The organism is Erysipelothrix larvae, assembly GCF_001545095.1.
Taxonomy (GTDB): Bacteria; Bacillota_I; Bacilli_A; order Erysipelotrichales; family Erysipelotrichaceae; genus Erysipelothrix; species Erysipelothrix larvae.
On record NZ_CP013213.1, the window covers coordinates 1,205,282 to 1,228,096 of the forward strand.

Below are 22,815 nucleotides of genomic sequence, written 5' to 3' on the forward strand. Positions count from 1 at the left end.
TCATCTATAGCAAATCTTGATAATATTCATCATCTTTTGTTTTACGGAACATTTTATCAATCTTAAACGCAATAAATATACTTCCAATTACGACTGAGACAATCGCAATAAAACTTATCATATCATTGAAATTTTCAATCATAATGGCACCTCACTGTTGTTTGATTGATAATCAAACATTAATCTCACTAAAGTATAAACACAACCTGCACTAATTACAAGCCCCGCGATGCAGGTGATCCAGCCAATTGTGTGTACAATCGATATTGCCCGACCTAAAGTCGAAAAGTTATTCATCATATAAGCCAACCCAAGAAGAAAGATACTTTGAGCGCCGATACCTACAATACAATGGACTCTATTTTGTAATTGCCATTTCTTATTTGGATGAAGCATTGCAAGCATCCCAAATGCACAATAACCCAAAGGGATTGTTGAAGAAATATTTAATATGAATTCAAACACAGATCGATGTTGTGCTAATACTACATTAACAATTCGAACAACGAATAAATCTTGAGAAGACAATAATGTTGAGGCTTGTGACACTTGAATTACATTGGTTAATAAGACACCTAGATATGCAAAATGAACCCAAAATACAAGCATGATGCATAAGAACAAGGCCTGTGCTAACACTAGGAATTTATCACTTTTTGTCATTGTGAATCATCCAAAAAGTTTGCTCCTTTTTGGACCTCCTCAACACTTAAATGTGGATACCCTTGTTGTCGTAAGACCTCATACACACAAATTGCTACAGTATTTGAAAGATTGAGACTGCGTGCTTCTTTTGCCATAGGTACTCTAAAACAATGATCCAGATGTTCTTTTAAAATATTTAAAGGAATCCCTGTGCTTTCAGCACCAAACACTAAATAAATATCTTCATCGGTATCTTTAAAGTTAAACTCTGAGTGTGGTTTGTGACCATAGCGCGTTAAAAAGTAAACCTGACCTGATACTGTGGTCATAAATTCTTCAAAACTTGGATGAATTGTGTAGTGAAGGTAATCGAAATAGTCCATTACCGATCGACGCACTCTTTTTTCATCAAATTTAAACCCTAAAGGTTCAATCAGATGTAAATGTGCTTCAGTTGCGACACATGTGCGCATAATATTGCCTGTGTTTTGAGGAATCTCAGGATTATAAAGTACGATGTGAATCATGTTTTACCCTCCAATCTAAATAAGCGTATACACCCATTATTACTGCAAACAGTGATATAAATGCGATCACAATTCGTTGAACCATTGCACTAAAGAATGGTTCTGGGAACATTTGTATCATGCGGTCAGTACGCGGGTCTAAAAGCCATAAGTCATTTGAGAAAAAGACTTCATGAAATTGAGTCCAAAATGCATTGAAATCAATGAAAGCATAAAAGGCAATGCCGCCAATTATCATGCCACTGATAATCAAAGCATTTTGAAGGTTTTTCCTATTTTGAGCAAGATCATTATAGTGGTTTAGCCCCATTGCAATGAGCGCTAAAATTGCGGCATATAAAGCAAGACCTGTACGAACCATCATCGCATTTTGGTATAAATCTCTCACATCAACCATATGTGCTTTTTCACGGGCATTAAACATTTCAACGTCGTATCCATTTACATTCACCACAAGGTCAATTGAATCACGCGTTCCCTTAATATACTCAAGTAAAACTGCGGTTGCTTTATCGAGATCTTCTTCAGACATACGCATTGTTTCCGCGGTATTTAATTGATGATACATTTTTGTGAAAAAAACGAGGTTAAATGCTGTTATTGATATTACTGTAAGTAACAAAGAAAAGATAAGCGCAACAATCCCGCTAACATATACTTTATTTCTCATTAGGAGTCTGTTCCTTAATATATTCAACAAACTTTCTTAAGGCAATTCCACGGTGAGATATTTGATTTTTAATATCTGAATCAAGTTGTGCATAGGTACACTCAAAACCATTTGGAATAAAAATTGGATCATAACCAAATCCACCATCACCAACGATTGAATGGGCAATTTGGCCCTTTACTTCACCGATAAATATTTTGTGTGTTTCATCTGTTACATATGAAATTGCACTTACAAACATACTTGAACGATCCGATTGCGTCTGGTAGAGTTCTAAGATTCGATTGTTTTTAATATCATAGGGTGTATCTTCTCCCATAAAACGGGCTGAATAGACACCTAATATATCTGGAAAAGCATTAAGTACAAGTCCGGAGTCATCGGCGATGGTTGGGATGTGACACAGATCGAATACATACTTTGCTTTTAAATAAGCATTTTCTTCAAATGTTGTTCCGGTTTCTTCAAAATGTTCAAGATCAATTCCGACATAATCAACGCCTAATACTTCATAACCATAATGTCCTAAAATTTCATTAAATTCTTTAATTTTACCTTTATTGTGACTCGCAACGACAATCTTCATGCGTTTCCCTCCTACAAATCATCCATACTTCATGATATACTAACTCTATGAAAATAAAAGAATTAATCCATGAAATATTTGATGAATATCCAACAACTGTAACATTAATCCCTACAGGACTCACAAACAATAACTATAAAGTGTGCCTTCAGGATAAGACAGTTGTTTTAAGGGTACCTAAACCAGACAACGCATCACTATTCGATTACGCGCACGAAGAAAAAGTACTTAGCCTTATTCAACCTCTAGATCTTGATACCCCACTGGTCTATTATAACAAACAAACGGGCGTTAAGTGCAGTACTTATATACCAAATGCCCAAACTTTTCGAGAAAATTTCACAAAGCGGGCCACTTTGTTGATTAAGAAACTCCATTCGCTCAATAAACAAAGTGGGAAAACTTTCCAAATCCGAGATATGATTAACCTCTATAAAAGCCAATGTACACATCCTATGTATGATCTTTCAATGTATGATACCTATGTTGACACCCTTAAACAAGAAAACTTAACCCTTTGTCATAATGATTGTGTTGAAGGCAACTTTTTATTTACAGATACAAAGGATTATCTCATTGACTTTGAATATGCAATGGACAACGATCCACTTTTTGATATTATGTCATTTATTACCGAAAACGATATTCAAGATCCTTCTCTTCGTAACCTTATTTATGAGACTTATTTTGACGAACCCATTTCACTTGAACTTCGACACAAACTTAATCATTTTGAAATCGTTCACCATATCCTGTGGTGCACATGGGCCATGATGATGTGTGAGAAAGATGACAACGATATTTTCTTGACAATTCGAGACTTAAAGTACAAACGTCTATTAGAAGCTGTTGAAAGAGATCGCACTTTATGAATAACTATCATGTAACTCGCGCATTTGACGGCATGCGCCTTGATGCATTTTGTACTGAGCACTCCCCTTTATCACGATCAAAGATCACAGAAATGATTCAATCACATTTAATTTTACTGAATGATAAACCAACAAAACCAAAGTCTAAAGTTAAATTGGGTGATATCATTACAATCCATGACTATATCCCTAAGGAAACACGCATTAAATCAGTCTCGATGGATTTAGATATAATTTATGAGGATCATCATTTACTCGTTGTAAATAAACCACGTGGCTTGATGGTTCATCCTGCTAAAGGCGTACCTACGTTAACATTACTCAATGGTTTAGTCTACCATTTCAATCAACAAGGGTTATACCATACACCAGGTATTGTCCATCGTATCGACAAAGACACTGAAGGACTTTTAGTTATCGCAAAAGATTCAATTACACATAATGCACTCGCATCACAATTGCTCGATAAGACGTTGAATCGCCACTACATTGCAGTGTGTCATAACCAAGCATCATTTGATGAAACTGACGTTAATGAACCCATTGGTGTCAATCCCATAGATCCAACAAAAATGGCAATTCACGGACTTCAATCAAAACATGCACTCACACATTTTAAGCTTATTGAAAATCATCCGACATACTGTGTATTAGAATGTATATTAGAAACAGGAAGAACCCATCAAATTCGCGTACATGCATCATTTATCAATCATCCACTTGTTGGTGATAAAGTTTATGGCCCCGACAAACAAGCAAGTGGACAAGCCTTATGTGCTTATAAGATTGCTTTCATACATCCTATTTCAAAAAAACCGCTTGAGTTTTCAATATCTACAAAAAATACACTTCAATACGCTCTAGACATCATAGATCAACCATCAAAAAACTGAACACGATTCAACAATGATTGTTATTTCACACTCAATTAAATGTGACACAATCAAACCGTTGGTTCTGTTCAGTTTTCTTTTTCTATATGATCAGCAATACGTTTGATATGATAATGACAAGTAGCATCGCTGGTAAGAAATTCGCAATATCCAAATCAATCAATTTCATCATTTTAAAGCCAATCGCAATTGTAAAAACACCACCTACTGCCACAAAATTACTCATGACAACCCCTTGTAAAGCGGGTTCAATGGTAAGTGATAACACTTTAATGAGTGTTAGAATAATTATTTGGAAGACACTGATAAAACCAATCGCATATCCTGCAATTGAAGCAAAGATAATTGCGGTAAAAAAATCTAAAATTGATTTTGATAATAGAATAGTGGAGTCACCAGTCAACCCTTCCAAAAACGCTCCTAAAAATCCTGTGCCACTAAAGCAAAAAGTTACAAAACCAACGGTTAGCAGCTCCATTCCAACCTTTGATTTTAAATTAAAACGTTTCGCAAGCTTTGAGCACAATGCATTAATTAATGCGCCAAGGCGTAACATTTCACCAATAATATATCCAGTAATAATGGATAAAACAACAACTGTGAGATTATCCATGAGGATTACTTTTGTAACGCCCATTACAATTGAACATAAGCCGAATACAACCGGCAAACTATCTTTAAGTTTACGACTGATACCGTCTTTAAAACGTGCACCACATAAGCCACCGATTAGCACCGATAAGCTGTTAACAATAATTCCCATAATTTCTCCTTAAACGTGATAAAGCGAACATCAAATGTTCGCCTAATCAAAGATTACATCATCCCATTTTCCAAGGTCATACCCCGCTTGGTGATATGCTTCTTTAAACGCACTACTGTTTACCACTTCATAATCAACAACACGTTGATCTGTTAAACTAGTTAATGCTTCAAGTGCTTCATCAACATAACCAATATGACATGGCAATTCAATAATATCATCTGTTAACATTGACAAAAAGTCATAGTGATCAATCTCAAGATAATTTTTAAGACTTTTCACCGGTTTAAATGGATAGTTTTGTTTAAAGCATTCACACCGCATTGGTTTGTTATATGATAGGATTTTCTCATACAGCATAGGATATATACCATAGAAATCAATCATATGATGATAATTGATATGTACCGGATCCATCTTAGTTAAGTGTTTGAATTGTTCAATTTGTGCTACAAACTCAGTAATTAACTCGTGTTCATTTACTGTATGATTAAGCCACCATTTAGAAGAATGGAATATACCATTTTCGTCAACAAGTGAAGGGATTTTCTCAATGGGTGAAATTGGGGTTCCCAGGGTAACGTTGATGTGAACCCCTACTTCATTTAATCCAAATTGATTCATCAGTGATACTGCATGCTGTGTTTTATCAACATTAACCATCAAACTGCATGACGATATTGAATTATTTTGAAACGAACTCAATATGGCTTCATTAATCCCTTCTGTGAGTCCGAAATCATCGGAATTTATAATCATTTTTTTTTGCATACAACACATCCATTCTAAAAGGCATCAATTTATTCTTGATCATTGCTCTCTTTTGCAAGTAATGTTTTATCATACATTTTGTAGAATGGTAAGAACATACATACTGCTAGTGGAATCGCAAGCGCTTGCCATATAGCTACCATCCAATTTCCTTGAACAAGTCCATATAAAATTACAGGAACCTGCATTGATACTTGAGCACCAGATAATGGTGTAACAATACCACTTACAAATCCAAAATAGAAGAATAAGTTTGTTACTACAGGAACTAGAATTACAGTTGGGATAAACATATATGGATTCAATACATTTGGTACTCCAAATACAATGGGTTCACCAATGTTGAATAGTGCTGCTGGGGTTGCGATTTTCCCGATTTGTTTTAATTGCTTTGATTTGCAGAAGAATATCATTACAATACAACAAGCCAATGTCGATTGACCAACAACAGTCATAAGAGACATACCAATAGGATTGGTGGTTTCACCAGCTAAACGAGCCATATCAATTCCTAAGAATATCGGCATCATAACTGACATAACAACATTAAATCCATGGATTCCAAACCACCATAGTAATTGAATCAACACTGTTGCAATTAAATAACCCCATAGTGATCCTCCTAATGCATACAATGGTGTTTGTAGCATTTGAAATACAAACTCATGCACATTTCCATACGATGTTAAGCTAAAAATATAAGTAATAGCTGTAAATAGCACTACAGATACAAAGCCTGGTACAAGCGATGTAAATGATTGAGTTACAAAAGGCGGAACGCCTTCTGGCATCTTAATGGTCCAGCCGTTTTTTATAATAAACACTGATATTTTTGCAACAATAATTGCAGTGATTAAAGCCACAAAGATTCCTTTAGATGAAAGCCAGTCAAATTGATAGCTCATAATTCCTTCTTCACTTGTGACAAATGGTGTAATGACTAAAAACGAAATCAATGCGATTACAGCAATTGAAAACCCTTCTCCTGAATCTTCACTATAAGCATATGCAATTGAGAATACTGTGTACAAAGCAAGAAGTCCAATTGACACATTATAAGCAATTAAAACATAAGCAGCTAACCCTGAACTTGCTAACCAATTTGTCCATGCAGGAATTGGAAAGTTTGCAATCAGGTAAAACATTGATCCAATCATTGTAACAGGCAGTATTCTCATAAATCCCCGTGAGACTGCTTGTAAACTTTTATTACCTGCTATTTTCTCAGAAATAGGTAATAAAGTATTTTCTAACATTTGTGTTATTTTTTCCATTATGGTATGCTTCTCCTTTTTTATACATTAACGGTTAAAACAGCGTGCAATAAAATCATAAACCACTTCTAAATTATCAGGCTGTTCAAAGGCTATATCTCCATGATTTGCGTTTTCAAGTACCTGATATGTAATATGTCCTTGGGCAAATCCAAACGTATCTGTTGCTTTTACAAATCGCTCGGACTGCTTGTATGGAACAACACGATCTACTGATCCGTGTTGGATTAACATTGGTGGTAATGATTCGTTGATATAATTTATAGGATTTGATCTTGCTAATTTATCAGTACTTTTAAGAACTGGCTCGCCAAGAAACAAAGATTCTGGTGAATTATCAGCACTATGGTCCGGACTTTTTTCTAAGAGTCCTAACTCTTTCAGATCGTGATCCATTAACTCAAATGAAATTGGTGGAAACCATGATACAATCCCCGATATTGATGGTCGTGTACTTGAAGAAAACGATTCATCAAAATATGGATCATCAGTTATGCATCCACTCATTAATGAGAAATAGCCTCCTGCTGAACCACCCCAAACTACAATATTAGTCGGGTCAAAGTTATAATTATGTGCATTGTCATGAATAAAACGTAATGCCTGTTTTATATCTTTAAGCGGTTCTGGAAATTGGGCTTCACCACTTAGCCGATAATTCACACCAACTACTGCATATCCAAGATCTAATCCAAGTAGCATCGGTTCTATCATCTCTTTGTCTCGCTTGTCACATTTTTTAAATGCGCCACCATGAATCGATACAATAACAGGATATGGTTTATCATGTGATTGTGGTAGGTAAATATCAAGAAGACAGGTTGGTGATGCCGTACTGTATTGGACATCAAACTTTCCGGTGTATGCGTTTACATCTAAACGATCTAATTTCCCCATTTTTGCTCCTCCTTTATAAACTGATTGTAACGGAACATATTCCAATTGTCAACAATAAAAACGGAATTCATTCCATTGTTCATTAAAATAAAAGCTTATTATCACGTTTAATATGAATAATAAGCCTATTTATTAGCTTAAATATGACAGCAATACTTGTACAAACACAGAATAAATTGGAACGTTTTCCAAAAGTGAACTTTCATTTCCAGATGCGACGGATGGTAAGGTGATCGCTAAATCTACTTTTTGTTTGATACTCGTTTGTGAATTCATTGTAATGAGTATTATTGGGGTTTTACACCCTTCAGCAAGACGCATTGTTTCTTTTATAATGTTTGATTCAGGGTTTGCATTTGCAGAGATTAGTAAAATAACATCGGAATCATTTGTAGACAAATCAATTGAAACTACTTCAGAAGCAGCTGTTAAGACATCAACATTATAGCCATACATTGCAAGAGCATAGCGTAACTGATAACAAGTAACAGATGAGTTGATTTCCCCAATACAACGTATAATCCGCGCACTTTTTATAAACTCGACAATTTGTCTCATGTCGTTATCATCAAGCCACATATGAAACTGGCTAATCGTGTCAATATATCGCTGACTTACGTTTGTGATGAGACGATTTTTTTCATCATTCTTTTCTTCAATATTCTTTAGTGAGTTTACATATTTGATGCACTCAAAACGAAACTCAGTATACCCACTGTAACCAATTTTCTGGCAAAAACGTAAAATTGTAGTTTTAGAAACATTAATCTCTTCAGACATTTTTGTAAGAGAGAGTCTTTGAACGCGCATTAGATTATCTAGGATTCGTTCACAAGCTTTCATTTCATTTTTAGTAAAACTACTTTTTTTATTTTCAATGTTGGAGATAAATGTCATGATGGCTCCTTTTGTTCTTTAGCTATTATTATAGCGTTTAAGACTATAAATCACAATCACGAAAACTGAAGTTCTATTGTTTTTATACTTCACGTACTTTACTTTTTGCACGTACTAATACCCTTTCAAGTTGTGGTTTTGGATTTTCAAGTACATCTCCATGACCACAGCATAAATAGTCAAAGTCATAGTTTAGTATTTTTTCTACAGTTTCAATACATTTTGATAATGACCAGGTTCCCATCGTAACAAACGGGAAAAGCCAACGTGTATCTCCAGCAACAGACAATCCGCCTTGAACTTGTACCAAATCACCGACAATAAGTACTTTATTTGATCGATCTAATAACGACAACGAACCGGGAGTATGACCCGGTGTCATAATTACTTCGAGTGAACCGATTTTATCACCCTCACTTACAAAATGATTGGGTTTATGACTGGTTTTTACACTGCTTCCTTTTATCTTTGGGCCTGTTTCATTATCAAGTAAATCAAAGCACCCCTCTAGAAGATAATTATCGCGTTTGGTTATGAATGTATCGATTGGGTTTTGATTTGATGAACAAAAATAATCCAACCCAGCCACATGATCACGATGAGGATGTGTTAACACAAGTCGAGTTACCGGTTTGTTCAAATTTTTACTGAGTGACAAAACATGCTTGGTAAATCTTTTTGTCCCAATATCAATCAGTGTTAAGCTATCTTCTTCTTCATATACATAACAATTAATTGGAAAAAGATGGTTCATAAACGTAATCTGATAAAATGATGATTTTTTCAAAACTCTCATAATTCCCCGCCTCCTTACATCCTATTCTACGGGTAGCGACTCGTATTGTCAAAGAAATGAGAAATCATTCATTTTTGATGTGAATTTCACAAGAAAATTAGTGGGATTATTTCATCGTCATGATGGGTTTCGTGATTTATTTTGTGAATAATAACAGGATTACCTAAATTATCGAATTATGGAAAAATTTTATAGGAATTCTAGGTAATTTAGGATTGTAAAAAAGGGAGTCAGCTTATATAATTGAACAGTTACACGACGTCTAGGGGCGAAACGTGATGTAACCGAACCAATATCGATTTGACAAATTATCCGCTACTATGGGTAAATGTGTCATTTGGATATTAATTTTACGATTAATAGATTATTGATTTTTATCATATATGCATTCAATTGGGAATGTGTTTCTACCTGGAACCGTAAATTCCAGACTATGATAGAAAGTTCTTTTTGGCTTTCTTTCATTTGATTGAAAGCTTTTTTATTTAGATTTAGGAGGAAAGAATGAAGAAAAGCATCTATACAACTCTTGTATTACCATGCTTTATTTTGGTTACAGTTGTACTAATTGTACCCATTGTAATGATTGTAATCCCTTCTTTCACAGAAGGAGGATTATCACTCACTCATTATATTACGTTTTTGAGTGATCCATTTTACCAAGGAATTTTATGGAGAACACTCAAGCTCTCTGTGATCACAACGCTTATCTGTGCATTATTTGGAATACCTACTGCCTATTTCATTTCAATCCAAAAGAAATCGGTAAAAAGTTTACTTCAGGCGCTTGTCATGTTTCCCCTTCTTACAAACGCTGTAGTGCGTGGATTCGCGTGGATGAATGTTTTAGGAAGAAATGGATTAATCAATAAATTCTTAATGAGTTTATCTCTGATCGAAGAACCCCTTTCTCTGATGTATACTGAGCTTGCAATTGTGGTTGGTTCTGTCTATCTGTTTTTACCACTTATGATTACAACGTTAACATCGGTAATGGAGAACATTGACAGCGATCTTGTGAATGCGACCTTGAGTTTAGGTGCAAAACCATATCAAGTCTTCTTTAAAGTGATTATTCCATTATGTTTCTCAGGCATCTTAGTTGGTAGTGTTCTTGTATTTACTGGAACATTGAGCGCGTATACAACCCCTTCATTATTAGGGGGTAATCAAAATATGATGCTCGCTACTTTGTTATACCAACAAGCGAACCAATTATCCAATTGGACGAATGCCGGGATGATTTCACTCATCATGATTGTCTTATCATTAACAGTAATGAAAGGTATGAATCGACTCAGCAAACGGCTTGATAAGCGAGGTTATGAACATGCGTAAAAACGTAGGAATAAACAGTATCGCACTCATCACTCTTTTATTTATTGGACTTCCTTTAATTATGATTGCAACTACAGCATTTGGAGAAGCTGCTGTTATTCAGTTTCCAATTCAAGGATTTACTTTTAAATGGTTTGGAGATGTACTAAATACCCGAAGCTTGATGACAAGTTTATGGACTAGTGTTCGCCTTGCAGTCATCGCATCGATGATTGGTTTGATGATTGGCTTACCAACAAGTTATGCCCTCACTAAAAATAACTCTAAGATGAGTCAGCGCCTCTTGTCATTCTTTCTATCACCAAACTTAGTACCTGGCATTGTGATGGGGTTTGCACTATTTAAAACATTAACCCTCACCTTTAGATTAACTGTATGGACATCGTTGATCTTAGGCCATCTCATGATTGTTTTGCCCTATACCATACGCATACTTGCAGCAAGCATGCGTGAACTTGATCCAAGCATTGAAGAAGCAGCACGCAGTTTAGGATGTAAACCAGTAGAAACGTTCATCCGGGTGGTGATTCCCAATCTAAAAGGATCTATCTTTGCAGCACTCATTATGTCATTTATCAATTCATTTAATAACTTACCCGTATCTTTATTCTTAAAGGGACCGGGCGTAAATACATTACCTGCTGCATTAATGAATCATTTGGAGTATAACTTCAACCCTACAGTAAGTGCTTTATCGGTAATTCTAATGGTGATTACCTTTGTGATGATGTTACTTATTGAAAAAACAATCGGCTTATCGGAGGTGCGTTAGATGATAAAAGGTCAATTAAAAAATATCAGTGTCAGTTACAACAAGAAGGATTTAATCTTAAAGTCATTAAATCTTGACATCCATGAAGGAGAACTCTTATCACTTTTAGGCCCTTCGGGTTGTGGCAAATCTACAACCTTACGCACAATTGCTGGATTTCTAGATGTTGTAGATGGCAGTTTTATACTTGATGGTGACGATTACACACGCAAACATATTCATGATCGAGATTTTGGTATTGTATTTCAAAGTTACGCATTGTTCCCCCACCTTAATGTTTTTGACAATGTTGCATTTGGACTTAAACTTCGAAAAATGGACAAGAAAACCATTCTGGAGAAGGTATCCCGGATGCTTGAAATCTGTAATCTAACTGGATATGAGAACCGTGTGCCTCAACAACTTTCAGGTGGGCAACGTCAACGTGTTGCACTTGCCAGAGCTTTAGTGATTGAACCCAAACTCTTATTGTTGGATGAGCCTTTGAGTAATCTTGATGCACAGCTACGTATTCAGATGCGTAATGAAATTAAACGAATTCAACGTGAACTCAATATCACGACAATATTCGTAACTCATGATCAAGAGGAATGCTTTGCGATTAGCGATCGAGTTGCAGTTATGAAAGATGGGATTATTGAACAACTCGATTGTCCTGAAACTATCTATGCACAACCTAAAACGGAATATGTTGCTCGATTTGTGGGTTTTGAAAATTTCATTGATCCCATGAAATTGCCATATGATACACAAAACCACCCCAATACCCTAGCATGTATTCGCCCCGATGATATTAAAGTCACTCAAACAGGTTGGCTAAAAGCTGAAGTGATGAGTCATGAATACTTAGGGAATCGTTATCAACTTGTTTTAAATACTGAACTTGGAATGCTTAAATGCATCCACACTCAACGTATTGAGGAAGCAAGCTCAATACTTATTGATTTACCAGAGCATAAAATATGCTATGTACAGGAGGAAAAATGAAAAAATTAGGATTAGGACTTATCGCTTCTTTAGTGCTTTTAAGCGGATGTAGTACTGGAAATAAAGATTCAGAAACGCGAGAACTTGTTATCTCAACATGGGGTTTAAGCGAAGACGTCTTAATGGAAGATGTGTATGGGCCTTTTGAAGAGGCATTCAATGTAAAAATTGTATTAGATACAGGGACTACATCTGAACGCTATACAAAGCTCGCAAATGATTCAAATTCGACAGTTGATATTATTGATTTATCGCAAAAAGCAGCAGCAGATGGTTATGAAGCTGGATTGTTTGAAAAACTTGACTACAGTAAAATACCAAATGCTCAAGATTTAATTCCAAGCGCAAAATCACTTACAGAAACTGGTTTTGGACCTGCTTATACAATCAATAGTATTGGAATTATTTACAACCCTGAAACTGTATCAATTGACATCAAAGAGTGGTCAGATTTATGGGACCCTTCACTAAAAGGCCGCATCTCTATTCCTGACATCTCTACAACATTTGGTCCAGCTACAATCGTGATGGCTAGTGATGTGAAAGGCGTGGATATTAAGAGTGATAACGGTGCTGCTGCTTTTAGCGCATTAGAAGCACTAAAACCGAACGTATTGAAAACATATTCAAAATCAAGTGACCTTGCAATGATGTTTGCAAATGGTGAAATTGATGTCGCAATTGTCGGTGATTTTGGATTCCCAGTTATAAAGAATGCTTTAGACACAGTTAAGTACATCGTTCCTGCTTCTGGAACTTATGCAAATTTCAACACTGTTGATATCAACGTGAACTCAAAGAATAAAGATTTAGCGTATGAGTTTATTAACTTCAGACTCAGTGTTCAACAACAACTTCAAAATGCTTCAGCACAAACCTTAAACGAAGCACCGGTAAATTCAAACGTTGAATTGTCTGATGAAGATGCCCAAAACAAAACATATGGTGACATTGCAAATCGTGCAAAGGCACTCGATTACAGCTTTATTAATCCATTAATGTCCGAATGGATTGACCAATATAACCGTATTATGAACCAATAATGATTACACGTTTTACCAACATTAACGTTTTTAATACATCGCAACGGCAGTTTGAACTGCTTGATGTATATATTAAAGACACTATATTTTATTACATAGGGAATGACATCATTCCCTATGATGCTCTTGTAGATGGACAGGGTCGTTATATGATACCAGGTCTTATCGATTCCCACATGCACATCGAAAGTTCCATGACGACGCCACAAGAGTTCTCTAACACTGTGTTACCTTTAGGAACGACAACAATTCTCGCAGATGCTCATGAAGTGGGTAATGTTTTTGGCTATGATGGTTTAGTCGAATACATGAACCAGACGCAACGACTGGATGTGTTTTATGCCATCCCCTCTTCAGTTCCTTCCACAAATCCGTCACTGGAAACAACCGGTGGTTATGTAGATGAAACAATTGTATCAAAACTTGCATTGCATCCTAAAGTGATAGCTTTAGGTGAAATCATGAATTTTAAAGATCTTACTTCCGATGAAGATACACTTACGAAACGTATTGTATCTACCTTTAAAGAGGTAAAACCGAATCATCCAATTGAAGGACATATTCCACGCATTTCAGGACTGGGTCTATCAAAATTCATTATGCAAGGGATTGGTTCAGATCATACACAACAAACCCCACAATCACTGTTAGAGAAAACACGCAATGGTTTAATTATTCAGCTTCAAGAAAAATCATTGAATCGTGCATTGGTTGAGACCATCATTGACTATGATTTATTCAATTTTGTTTCGCTTGTCACAGATGATGTCATGCCTGATGACCTTCTTAATAAAGGTCACCTTAATCATCTGATAAAAAAATGCATTTCATATGGTATGAAACCTGTGGATGCGATATACATTGCAACCCACACACCAGCACAACGCATCCAACGCTTTGATCGTGGTATGATTGCTCCAGGGAAAATAGCAGACGCTGTGATACTGGAGTCACTCGAACACTTTGAAATTTATGATGTCCTTAAATCTGGGAAATCAGTCAATCAACTTTCCAAAGATCCGATACCCTCGTTTCATGAAGCTTCATTAAATTCAATCAAACGCGCTCCCCTATCTTACGAAGATTTTGTTGTTACATCATCTAAAGCAGTTGAGACAGTGCGTATCATGTCTCGTGAAATGGGATCTACCTTTACACAAGAAAAGCATATTCAAGTCCCAGTAAAAGACGGTTTATTATCATGGAAAGAGTGTGGATTGAACCTTATATGTGTCATTGAACGCTATGGACACAATGCACCACTCAAATTTGGATTTGTTGAAAATGGCTTTGATAAACCTTGTGCTCTGGCAACATCGTGGGCACATGATCATCACAACATCCTCGTTATGGGCAATGATATTCAAAAAATTGTAGACGCCGTAAATACTATCATTGTGAATCAAGGTGGAATCATTTGCATCAACGATGAATCAGTCTTCGCTCCTTTAAGTTATGGCGGGATTGTATCATTAGAACCAATGGATGTACTCGCAACTAAAATCGAAAAAATTCGAGATATGATGGCAAAATCAGGATATATCAGTCATAATGAAATCATGAGTTTCTGTGTTCTATCCTTGCTTGTATCACCAGAAATTAAAATTAGCGATAAAGGATATGTAAACACGACAACCCAAGAAATTCTAGATTGGAGTGTATAATGAAAACCTTTATAAATACAACGATTGTGACATTGGATCGGTTTGATACCATTATTAAGCACGGATATATTCGAATTAATTCTGACCAAATTATCGAAATGGGACCCATGGATCAATGGGTTCCCATCGTCGATGAAACGGTTCATGACATGAATAATACGATTGTTATGCCTGGGCTGATCAATGCACACACCCATTTGGGATTAATTCCCCTTCGATCACTCAAAGATGATATGCCCGATCGTCTTCGATTGTTCCTATTCCCGATGGAACAGAAATATATGAGTGAGCAAACAGTTCGTGACGCATCACTTTATGGAGCGCTTGAATCCTTATTAAACGGTACGACGACACTGTGTGATATGTATTACTATTCAAATTCAGTGTGTGAAGTTTTAGATGAAGTGGGTGTCCGTGCATTTGTGGGACAGACTATTGTTAAGGATTCTCAAATTGATTATCAAACACAAGAGGCTGCCCTCAATCAGACAAAAGCACTCATTCGTAAGTGGCGTCAACATCCATTAATTACACCGATGATTGCGCCTCACGGTACAACAACCCTTAGTGAGGAAATCCTAATTAAAATCCATGATTTATCAAAACAAACAGATACAAAAGTTATGATGCATGTCTCAGAAATGGATTATGAAATGCGCGCATTTCTCCCTATGTCACCCATTGAATATTTAAATTCAATAAACATGCTTGATGATAACTTTATCGCAGTTCATGTGATTCATACAAATAACAAAGACATTAAATTACTCGCGCAAACAAACACGAGTGTCGTAAGTTGCCCTGCAGCTAATATGAAAGCAGGCAAAGGGATCGTTGATGTTAAATCAATGATTGAGCACGGTATATGTGTTGGTCTTGGTACAGATGGTCCGATTAGTGGCAATACACTGGATCTTATGAGTACCATGCGTCTTACAGGGTATGCTCAAAAAACAAATAATCATGATCGTGCTCTATTATCCAGTAAAGAACTATTAAAAATGGCGACAATAAATAGTGCTCAACTTTTGGGCATCGATCATTTAGTTGGATCACTTGAAATTAATAAAAAAGCGGACCTTTTATTTGTTGATACGACACAATCAAATATGTTTCCAATCCATGATGTTGAAGCAACACTTGTCTATCAATTCCAACCTCAAAACGTCCATACAGTGATTGTAAATGGTGTAATACAAGTCAGTAATCATAAACTTGTTAATTATGACCTTAATGCGATAAAAAAGAGAATCATGCCTGTACTCGAACAGATTGCATCCCATACAAAGAACATTTAAAGCACACTAATCTGTGCTTTTTCTTTACGTATATTGAACACTTCTTATCATCGTGATGAGTGCAATTGACAAATAAACCCATTACACGTCTCAAAAGAATGATTGAACTAACGATTTGGATTGAGTTCAGTTTTATATGTGTTTCTTTTTTGTGTTATTGAAATTGCTAAAATCCGTATCTAAACCTTCTAAAGATTGGCTTTCACCAATCCATGATCTTAAATCAAAAAATCAATGTTAATGTTCATGAATCATTTTGTACGTGTGCATCTTAGAAGTAAAAGTTTGTCGTATACGATACAAAATGGGTTGAAAAAAACACTCAATTATCGAGTGTTTTATCAAGGAGAATATTACATATCATCAAGAGCTACTCTCAGGTATTTGGCACCTACCTACAGAAATCTCAATGGATATATAATATCGAGAACACTTATAAAGTGTCTTCATATGGCAATAACAAAATGATTATACAACAACTTGAAAACGTTTACAATATTGTTCATAATTTCACACAGTTTTCACGCTTTCCGTTTTCATCACACGAATCAATCATTGATTAAAAACCAAAGCGTATCCCTTTTCAAATAGTTGTATTATGTAGTGTGTCATAAGAATCAGCTTGTGTTGATTCATCGTTATTTTTTGTGGTTATTTTCTATTTTCTACTTGAAATAATCACAGTAATGAGCTATTATATTATAGCAATGCCCAAGTGGTGAAATCGGTAGACGCACTGGACTCAAAATCCAGCGAGGTAAAACTCATGACGGTTCGAGTCCGTCCTTGGGCACCATATATATATTCACAATTCCACTCTTCAGTGGTTTTTTTATGCTTTAACAGAGCGTGATGGTATAAAAACCTTTTCATTTACAATCTAATTCTCATTTTTAAATTCAATTATTTCTGATGTATGAATATCTTTCAGATCGAATAGCAGTTTATGTTTTCTTTGTTTAATTGATGAAAATTTAGATCTCCGTTTGATTTTTTATGTCATCAGAATTTGCAGAATTAACAGACCCCTCAACCAAATCTTTATTGAACAGAGATTGCGCTATAAAACCCTATGATCCCACCATAAACCTAAGACTTGAACATAAGGTATCTCACGATGATCGAGCAAAGAAAACAGGATATACTTTCAAGATGGCACATATGCACTTAAGTCGTTTAAGATAACTCAAGAAACATCACGCAGGAATCTTATTGTGTCAATCCATGAATCTTTGAAGCATGGATAATTGTTTTATCATAGATCAAACTATGCATAGTATACACTACATTAGTCGTGTAAAGGTTGTATGCAATCCTAATACAAAATACATGATGGTGAAGAAAGCTGTGTGGAAAAGGACAAACAATACAAAATCCTTCAAGACGCCTTTTTGTTTAAAATGTTTCCATAAGCGTTTTGTGAATTGAATGGGGTGTAGAATATCCCATGAGTTAAATCGAATATACCGTCCCATGTAAACCCCGATTGCAACAAAGAGATTGATAATAACAGCAGTCCCAATAAGTTTAAGCATCCCCTGTTTTGTAATTACTTCGGGGTCAATTGCAACAATAATAGTAAGCTGTACAAGAACGATGTTTGTAAGAGTATTAAAGATACCTGATAATGCAAACGATAAAATCGATACTATGTCATACCAAATAGGGACTTCATGTTCGTCTTGTTCACGGTGATTTAAGTTCAGTTCAGTAATTAAATAACCTGAGTTAGGTAAAATAAGAAGCCAAATAAAAAGTCCAACGAAGAATACACCATAAGCTATGTAATTAAAGTAGCGTATTGAGAACACTGAATAGAAATAAAGCATTACAAAAAACAAACCAAGAAATGCGATGAGAATCACAAATGGTAAGAGGGATAACTTAAAGTTCCATACCATTGGTCTATACAGTGATACATGATAAATCTTTGGTCTGAATCGAATGGTGATGTATGCAAATACATTAATTAATAGTACTGCAAGAAATAATGATTGAATATCCATAGTATCTCCTTTCTTTAAGAACACGGTTTATTTAAAAAAGAGAAGCATGTGTGATTTTGAAGTCACCACGCTTCTCTTTGTTATGAACTTTGATTTGCTTCTTCGTATTCCTCGATTGTGCGATATCTAACTTCACGTGGTTTACTACCTTGTGGTGGCCCAATAATACCTTCTTGTTCCATTGCATCAATCAAACTGGCTGCTCGATTGTATCCAATACGATATTGCCGTTGTAGAAACGACGTAGAAGCCTTTTGTTGCTTAATTACAAATAAGATAGCTTCCTCATAGAGTGGGTCATCTTGCGTCGCTACAAAGCCGCTAGAACCCCCGCCTGTGTCAAGTGAGATAAAGGAATCACTATATTGGGGTGCTGCTTGCTTACTTGCATACGAAGCAATTGAGTTTACCTCTTCATCAGATACGTAGACCCCTTGAACACGTGTTGGATTGGGCTCTCCCATCGGGATGTAAAGCATATCACCATATCCAAGGAGTTTTTCTGCACCTGTTGTATCTAAAATGGTACGTGAATCAACTGCACTGGATACAGCAAATGCGATGCGTGATGGAATGTTGGCTTTAATAATTCCTGTTACGACATCAACGGATGGTCTTTGTGTTGCGACGATTAAATGAATCCCTGCTGCTCGAGCAAGTTGGGTTATCCGTTGAATTGAAACTTCAACATCTTTACCCGCAACAGCCATCAAATCAGCAAGCTCATCAATGATTACAACAATCCAAGGCATGGGTTTCATGTCTGAATTTTCATGATGTGTTTTGACTTTTTCATTAAAACTTGTGATATTACGTACACCGGATTTTGAGAATGTGTCGTAACGACGATCCATCTCTTCAACAACCAACTTCAATGCTGATGTTGCTTGCATCGGATCTGAAATTACAGGAGCCATGAGATGTGGAATATTCGCATACGCGGTAAATTCCACTTTCTTTGGATCAATTAATAATAATTTCAATTCATCCGGCTTTTTCGTTAATAATATTGATGTAATAATTGAATTCATACACACTGATTTACCACTACCAGTTGCACCTGCAACCAATAAGTGTGGCATTTTATTTAAGGCAACTGAAACAGGTTCCCCTAACAAGTTCTTTCCTAAAGCAACCCAAACATTATCCGATTCATAAAAGTTGGTGCTTTGTAATACAATATCTTTCATACGTACTGGCACCATCTCAATATTGGGTATTTCAATACCAACTGCAGATTTACCCGGAATTGGTGCTTCAATACGCAATGATTTTACAGCAAGTTCCATCATGATATTGTCTTGTATGGATGATATTCTACTGATTTTCACATTTGAATCAGGTTTCACTTCAAACTTTGTTACCGCAGGGCCAATATGGATATTGATTAATTCTGCATCAATTCCAAATTGTTTTAACACTTCAATAAGTCGTCTTCCTTTTTCTTTAGCAGATCCTTGATTCGAATTTGATCGTGATCCAGTAGATCTTTCAAGCAGTGCCTTAGGTGGAAGTCGATAGTTTTCATAAGTATTCGGTAAGTTTTGTGGTGGTGTAATTGGTTGTGTAATGGTAGATGCTTGTGTATTTGAAGCATTCAAATGACGTTGCACATCAAACATTTCAGTTTGATCTTGCGCAAGTTGCGATTCATCTTCAAGTTCAAGTTCCATTTGTTTTCCAGGCTTCTCATCATAATCGATAAATAATGATGCGTTTTTAGAATCATGGCTTGGATTCATCTTTTTAATCAGACTTTCAGATTGATGATCTTGAACTAAATCATCCAAAGGATCATATTCATCATCTTGTGAGTCTGGATTGTCATCTTTAACGGGAACCATTTTCTTAGCAACTTTTGAAACACCCTTAGCACCCTTAACAAGATGCTTTGATCCAGTTGAAATTGATTGCATGATTTTACGTGGTGTAAAGATTAAGGCAATAATGACAAGGATTAATAAAACAACGAAAACAATCGTTCCTTCACGAGCAATCAAAAAGCTTGAAATTGAATACAGCACCGATCCTATAATACCACCATAAGCATAAGCGCTTCTTTGAGAATAAACATCACGAATTGAATTAAAAAAGCTATTGAAGGCCTGTTGCCCTACTAAGTCTTGATCTTGGGGAAACCCTAATATCATCAAAAATGCAACGGTTGATAAGCACAGAGCTATAATATATCGTTTAGGTTGTTTCTTCACAAATTTAGGGCTGATCATTAGTGCACCAGTTAAAGCAATAATGATACCAAAGAGCACTTGAGGGTATTGACCAAATAGGACTCTAAACGACCCAAATAAAATTGTGCCAAGCCAACCTAACTCAAACATCCCAACAACCGCAAGTAAAATTACGATTAGTCCATAGACGAATCGTAAAAGGTCTTGTTGTTGTTGCTTTTTTGATTTTGATTTAGATTTTGCCATAGTCCCTCTACTGAGTATTAATCTCGATAATTACTGGAAGAATCATCGGACGTTTTCCAGTTTCTTTATACATAAATCGTGAAATTTGATCACGTGCTTCATTACGAGCACTCATGTTATCGTATTTGTTATCTTTTACAAATTGTTCAATCGTACGTTCAAGGATTGCGCCAACTTCTTTCACAATATTATCTGCATCTTTTAAATAGATAACACCGCGTGATTGAACGTCTGGTCCTCCAAGAATCTCTTTGGTTTTATGATCAATAACCATACCCACAATGATTGCGCCATCAGTAGCCAGTGTTTTACGATCACGTAAGACAAGTCCACCCGAATCTAAATGGTCATTGCCATCAATCAGAACTTCTTCAAGTTTAATGAGTTCTTGCATACCAGCAAGTTCACCATTTTCAAATGTCACAACTTGACCATTATCAAGTACAACAATATTTTTTGCTTGGATTCCTAAGTCAAGTGCGATGTTTGCATTCGCAACAAGGTTTTGGAATTCACCTTTAACCGGCACAACAAATTTTGGTTTTAAAAGGTATAACATCATCTTAATATCTTCTTCTGATGCATGCATTGAGTACACTTCTTTATAATTTAGTGAATGAATGTTCACGCCTTCTTTAAAGAGTTCATTTTCCATTGCCCCTGCTTCAACTTCAGTACCTGGTACAATTGGTGAACCAATAATTACGGTATCTGATTCGCGAAGTGTGATTCGTTTGTCTCCACCGATTGCAATGCTATTTAGGGTTCTAAACACATTTGGTCCAACATCTGATACAATGACAAGAACATTTTCCATGTCATTTGAAAATTGACGATCAGAAAGTTCAAGTCCAGCAGGCATGTTATAATAGCGCAACTTTTCAAGATGACGCATTAGTTTCCGCTGATTCTCATTATAGAAGTAGATTTTTCGATTAAAACGGTTCGCCATTTCAATAACTTCAATCAGACGGTAAATATTTTGATCATACAATGAAATGATGATTCGGTCATTAGTGTCTTCAAATACGCGTTCAATACGATCGGATATACGGTGACTTGGAGATGTAAATCCTGGACGTTTAGCACCAACGGATTCCACAGTCATCATGAATACACCTTTTTTGCCTAATTCAGCTAAAACGGAGACATCACTTCCAAATGATTTATAGCGTACATCAAAATCAAATACATACTCAGCAGTATGAATCACATAGCCTTGATCAGTATCAAAAGCAAAACCAATGGTATCTTGAATGGAGTGTGTTAACCCAAAAGCAAACACCTTTCGTCCATCAACCTTAAAATGGGCATTGCGTTTAATCCGATTAATTTTAATATTTTTAATTTTTTCTTCTTTAAGTTTATCTTCCAGTACAAGCGCAGTAAATGCTGTAGTATAAACCGGTGCTTTAACTTCTTTTAATAGAAAAGTAATTGCACCCATTACATCGTCGTGCGCATGCGTCAGAAAAACACCTTTTACACGATCTTTGCGTGCAACAAGGTATGAAAAATCTGGAATGATATACTCGACGCCTAAAAACTCACCTTCTGGATAACGAACACCTGCATCAATTACGTAGATATCGTCATTTAATTCCAAAACGGATATATTCTTTCCATCTTCATCATTACCACCTAGTGTAAAAAAACGAATTTTATCCATAGAAACTCCTTA

At 35.8% G+C, this 22,815-nt stretch carries 22 protein-coding genes, 1 tRNA gene and 1 riboswitch; of the genes, 9 read left to right on the top strand and 14 right to left on the bottom strand.

The window, feature by feature from the left end; genetic code table 11:
• Positions 1–4: 4 nt before the first annotated feature.
• From AOC36_RS12175 to rdgB, 5 genes are read right to left on the bottom strand one after another with little or no spacing between them, the layout of a single operon-like run.
• On the bottom strand, positions 5–142 hold the full coding sequence (locus tag AOC36_RS12175) for a hypothetical protein (protein ID WP_157777150.1): 138 nt from the start codon (positions 140–142) through the stop codon (positions 5–7).
• Positions 139–663, bottom strand: coding sequence for a hypothetical protein (locus AOC36_RS05590; RefSeq protein ID WP_067632284.1), 525 nt, complete (start codon positions 661–663; stop codon positions 139–141). Before AOC36_RS05590 ends, AOC36_RS12175 begins: the two co-directional genes overlap by 4 nt.
• On the bottom strand, positions 660–1,172 hold the full coding sequence (locus AOC36_RS05595) for a tRNA (cytidine(34)-2'-O)-methyltransferase (RefSeq protein WP_067632286.1): 513 nt from the start codon (positions 1,170–1,172) through the stop codon (positions 660–662). The genes AOC36_RS05590 and AOC36_RS05595 overlap by 4 nt, the downstream gene beginning before the upstream one ends.
• On the bottom strand, positions 1,150–1,842 hold the full coding sequence (locus AOC36_RS05600) for a TIGR01906 family membrane protein (RefSeq protein ID WP_067632288.1): 693 nt from the start codon (positions 1,840–1,842) through the stop codon (positions 1,150–1,152). Before AOC36_RS05600 ends, AOC36_RS05595 begins: the two co-directional genes overlap by 23 nt.
• Entirely contained in the window at positions 1,832–2,428 is a 597-nt protein-coding gene (gene rdgB / locus AOC36_RS05605; protein ID WP_067632290.1) for an RdgB/HAM1 family non-canonical purine NTP pyrophosphatase, read from the bottom strand. Before rdgB ends, AOC36_RS05600 begins: the two co-directional genes overlap by 11 nt.
• 47 nt (positions 2,429–2,475) lie before the next feature.
• Here rdgB and AOC36_RS05610 point away from each other — a divergent pair, with 47 nt between their 5' ends.
• Together AOC36_RS05610 and AOC36_RS05615 are read left to right on the top strand one after the other, a co-directional pair.
• Complete coding sequence (locus AOC36_RS05610; protein ID WP_067632292.1) at positions 2,476–3,300, top strand: choline kinase family protein; 825 nt, start codon at positions 2,476–2,478, stop codon at positions 3,298–3,300.
• Positions 3,297–4,193 carry an RluA family pseudouridine synthase gene (locus AOC36_RS05615; protein ID WP_067632295.1) on the top strand — a complete coding sequence of 299 codons (897 nt, stop codon included), beginning with the start codon at positions 3,297–3,299 and terminating at the stop codon, positions 4,191–4,193. The genes AOC36_RS05610 and AOC36_RS05615 overlap by 4 nt, the downstream gene beginning before the upstream one ends.
• Positions 4,194–4,275: 82 nt before the next feature.
• Here the strand turns inward: AOC36_RS05615 and AOC36_RS05620 are convergent, their stop codons facing one another.
• The 6 genes from AOC36_RS05620 to AOC36_RS05645 form a co-directional block, all read right to left on the bottom strand.
• A complete protein-coding gene (locus AOC36_RS05620) occupies positions 4,276–4,956 on the bottom strand; it encodes a DUF554 domain-containing protein (protein ID WP_067632297.1) in 681 nt (226 codons plus the stop codon).
• Between the two features lie 42 nt (positions 4,957–4,998).
• Positions 4,999–5,727: a ChbG/HpnK family deacetylase gene (locus AOC36_RS05625; protein WP_067632299.1), complete on the bottom strand. Its 729-nt coding sequence runs from the start codon at positions 5,725–5,727 to the stop codon at positions 4,999–5,001.
• Between the two features lie 29 nt (positions 5,728–5,756).
• Complete coding sequence (locus tag AOC36_RS05630) at positions 5,757–7,001, bottom strand: PTS sugar transporter subunit IIC (RefSeq protein WP_067632300.1); 1,245 nt, start codon at positions 6,999–7,001, stop codon at positions 5,757–5,759.
• A 27-nt stretch (positions 7,002–7,028) separates the two neighbouring features.
• Positions 7,029–7,898, bottom strand: coding sequence for an alpha/beta hydrolase (locus AOC36_RS05635; RefSeq protein ID WP_067632302.1), 870 nt, complete (start codon positions 7,896–7,898; stop codon positions 7,029–7,031).
• A 132-nt stretch (positions 7,899–8,030) separates the two neighbouring features.
• Positions 8,031–8,795: a MurR/RpiR family transcriptional regulator gene (locus AOC36_RS05640; RefSeq protein ID WP_067632304.1), complete on the bottom strand. Its 765-nt coding sequence runs from the start codon at positions 8,793–8,795 to the stop codon at positions 8,031–8,033.
• A gap of 82 nt (positions 8,796–8,877) precedes the next feature.
• Positions 8,878–9,591, bottom strand: a complete 714-nt coding sequence (locus AOC36_RS05645) for an MBL fold metallo-hydrolase (protein WP_067632306.1) — start codon at positions 9,589–9,591, stop codon at positions 8,878–8,880.
• Positions 9,592–9,948: 357 nt separating this feature from the next.
• Positions 9,949–10,045, top strand: a riboswitch (purine riboswitch).
• Between the two features lie 50 nt (positions 10,046–10,095).
• Here AOC36_RS05645 and AOC36_RS05650 point away from each other — a divergent pair.
• The 7 genes from AOC36_RS05650 to AOC36_RS05680 all read left to right on the top strand — a co-directional run bounded on the left by AOC36_RS05650 (position 10,096) and on the right by AOC36_RS05680 (position 17,489).
• Positions 10,096–10,929, top strand: coding sequence for an ABC transporter permease (locus AOC36_RS05650; RefSeq protein WP_067632308.1), 834 nt, complete (start codon positions 10,096–10,098; stop codon positions 10,927–10,929).
• A complete protein-coding gene (locus AOC36_RS05655; RefSeq protein WP_067632310.1) occupies positions 10,922–11,701 on the top strand; it encodes an ABC transporter permease in 780 nt (259 codons plus the stop codon). The genes AOC36_RS05650 and AOC36_RS05655 overlap by 8 nt, the downstream gene beginning before the upstream one ends.
• Positions 11,702–12,688 (top strand): ABC transporter ATP-binding protein, encoded by a 987-nt coding sequence (locus AOC36_RS05660; protein WP_067632312.1) that lies wholly within the window; start codon positions 11,702–11,704, stop codon positions 12,686–12,688. It begins immediately after the preceding gene.
• Positions 12,685–13,731 (top strand): ABC transporter substrate-binding protein, encoded by a 1,047-nt coding sequence (locus tag AOC36_RS05665; protein WP_067632314.1) that lies wholly within the window; start codon positions 12,685–12,687, stop codon positions 13,729–13,731. Before AOC36_RS05660 ends, AOC36_RS05665 begins: the two co-directional genes overlap by 4 nt.
• Positions 13,731–15,395 (top strand): adenine deaminase C-terminal domain-containing protein, encoded by a 1,665-nt coding sequence (locus AOC36_RS05670; RefSeq protein WP_067632316.1) that lies wholly within the window; start codon positions 13,731–13,733, stop codon positions 15,393–15,395. The genes AOC36_RS05665 and AOC36_RS05670 overlap by 1 nt, the downstream gene beginning before the upstream one ends.
• Positions 15,395–16,693 carry an amidohydrolase gene (locus AOC36_RS05675; protein WP_067632318.1) on the top strand — a complete coding sequence of 433 codons (1,299 nt, stop codon included), beginning with the start codon at positions 15,395–15,397 and terminating at the stop codon, positions 16,691–16,693. The genes AOC36_RS05670 and AOC36_RS05675 overlap by 1 nt, the downstream gene beginning before the upstream one ends.
• A gap of 709 nt (positions 16,694–17,402) precedes the next feature.
• Positions 17,403–17,489: transfer RNA gene (locus AOC36_RS05680), tRNA-Leu, on the top strand.
• A 487-nt stretch (positions 17,490–17,976) separates the two neighbouring features.
• Here the strand turns inward: AOC36_RS05680 and AOC36_RS05685 are convergent.
• The 3 genes from AOC36_RS05685 to AOC36_RS05695 form a co-directional block, all read right to left on the bottom strand.
• Positions 17,977–18,699 (bottom strand): DUF1361 domain-containing protein, encoded by a 723-nt coding sequence (locus AOC36_RS05685; RefSeq protein ID WP_067632320.1) that lies wholly within the window; start codon positions 18,697–18,699, stop codon positions 17,977–17,979.
• 80 nt (positions 18,700–18,779) lie between these two features.
• Positions 18,780–21,134, bottom strand: coding sequence for a DNA translocase FtsK (locus tag AOC36_RS05690; RefSeq protein WP_067632322.1), 2,355 nt, complete (start codon positions 21,132–21,134; stop codon positions 18,780–18,782).
• A gap of 7 nt (positions 21,135–21,141) precedes the next feature.
• A complete protein-coding gene (locus tag AOC36_RS05695; protein WP_067632323.1) occupies positions 21,142–22,803 on the bottom strand; it encodes a ribonuclease J in 1,662 nt (553 codons plus the stop codon).
• Between the last annotated feature and the right edge of the window lie 12 nt (positions 22,804–22,815).

Excerpts from the sequence above, each read along its gene's own strand:
- AOC36_RS12175 (WP_157777150.1), bottom strand. The coding sequence starts at position 142 with ATGATTGAAAATTTCAATGATATGATAAGTTTTATTGCGATTGTCTCA.
- AOC36_RS05590 (WP_067632284.1), bottom strand. The coding sequence starts at position 663 with ATGACAAAAAGTGATAAATTCCTAGTGTTAGCACAGGCCTTGTTCTTA.
- AOC36_RS05595 (WP_067632286.1), bottom strand. The coding sequence starts at position 1,172 with ATGATTCACATCGTACTTTATAATCCTGAGATTCCTCAAAACACAGGC.
- AOC36_RS05600 (WP_067632288.1), bottom strand. The coding sequence starts at position 1,842 with ATGAGAAATAAAGTATATGTTAGCGGGATTGTTGCGCTTATCTTTTCT.
- rdgB (WP_067632290.1), bottom strand. The coding sequence starts at position 2,428 with ATGAAGATTGTCGTTGCGAGTCACAATAAAGGTAAAATTAAAGAATTT.
- AOC36_RS05610 (WP_067632292.1), top strand. The coding sequence starts at position 2,476 with ATGAAAATAAAAGAATTAATCCATGAAATATTTGATGAATATCCAACA.
- AOC36_RS05615 (WP_067632295.1), top strand. The coding sequence starts at position 3,297 with ATGAATAACTATCATGTAACTCGCGCATTTGACGGCATGCGCCTTGAT.
- AOC36_RS05620 (WP_067632297.1), bottom strand. The coding sequence starts at position 4,956 with ATGGGAATTATTGTTAACAGCTTATCGGTGCTAATCGGTGGCTTATGT.
- AOC36_RS05625 (WP_067632299.1), bottom strand. The coding sequence starts at position 5,727 with ATGCAAAAAAAAATGATTATAAATTCCGATGATTTCGGACTCACAGAA.
- AOC36_RS05630 (WP_067632300.1), bottom strand. The coding sequence starts at position 7,001 with ATGGAAAAAATAACACAAATGTTAGAAAATACTTTATTACCTATTTCT.
- AOC36_RS05635 (WP_067632302.1), bottom strand. The coding sequence starts at position 7,898 with ATGGGGAAATTAGATCGTTTAGATGTAAACGCATACACCGGAAAGTTT.
- AOC36_RS05640 (WP_067632304.1), bottom strand. The coding sequence starts at position 8,795 with ATGACATTTATCTCCAACATTGAAAATAAAAAAAGTAGTTTTACTAAA.
- AOC36_RS05645 (WP_067632306.1), bottom strand. The coding sequence starts at position 9,591 with ATGAGAGTTTTGAAAAAATCATCATTTTATCAGATTACGTTTATGAAC.
- AOC36_RS05650 (WP_067632308.1), top strand. The coding sequence starts at position 10,096 with ATGAAGAAAAGCATCTATACAACTCTTGTATTACCATGCTTTATTTTG.
- AOC36_RS05655 (WP_067632310.1), top strand. The coding sequence starts at position 10,922 with ATGCGTAAAAACGTAGGAATAAACAGTATCGCACTCATCACTCTTTTA.
- AOC36_RS05660 (WP_067632312.1), top strand. The coding sequence starts at position 11,702 with ATGATAAAAGGTCAATTAAAAAATATCAGTGTCAGTTACAACAAGAAG.
- AOC36_RS05665 (WP_067632314.1), top strand. The coding sequence starts at position 12,685 with ATGAAAAAATTAGGATTAGGACTTATCGCTTCTTTAGTGCTTTTAAGC.
- AOC36_RS05670 (WP_067632316.1), top strand. The coding sequence starts at position 13,731 with ATGATTACACGTTTTACCAACATTAACGTTTTTAATACATCGCAACGG.
- AOC36_RS05675 (WP_067632318.1), top strand. The coding sequence starts at position 15,395 with ATGAAAACCTTTATAAATACAACGATTGTGACATTGGATCGGTTTGAT.
- AOC36_RS05685 (WP_067632320.1), bottom strand. The coding sequence starts at position 18,699 with ATGGATATTCAATCATTATTTCTTGCAGTACTATTAATTAATGTATTT.
- AOC36_RS05690 (WP_067632322.1), bottom strand. The coding sequence starts at position 21,134 with ATGGCAAAATCTAAATCAAAATCAAAAAAGCAACAACAACAAGACCTT.
- AOC36_RS05695 (WP_067632323.1), bottom strand. The coding sequence starts at position 22,803 with ATGGATAAAATTCGTTTTTTTACACTAGGTGGTAATGATGAAGATGGA.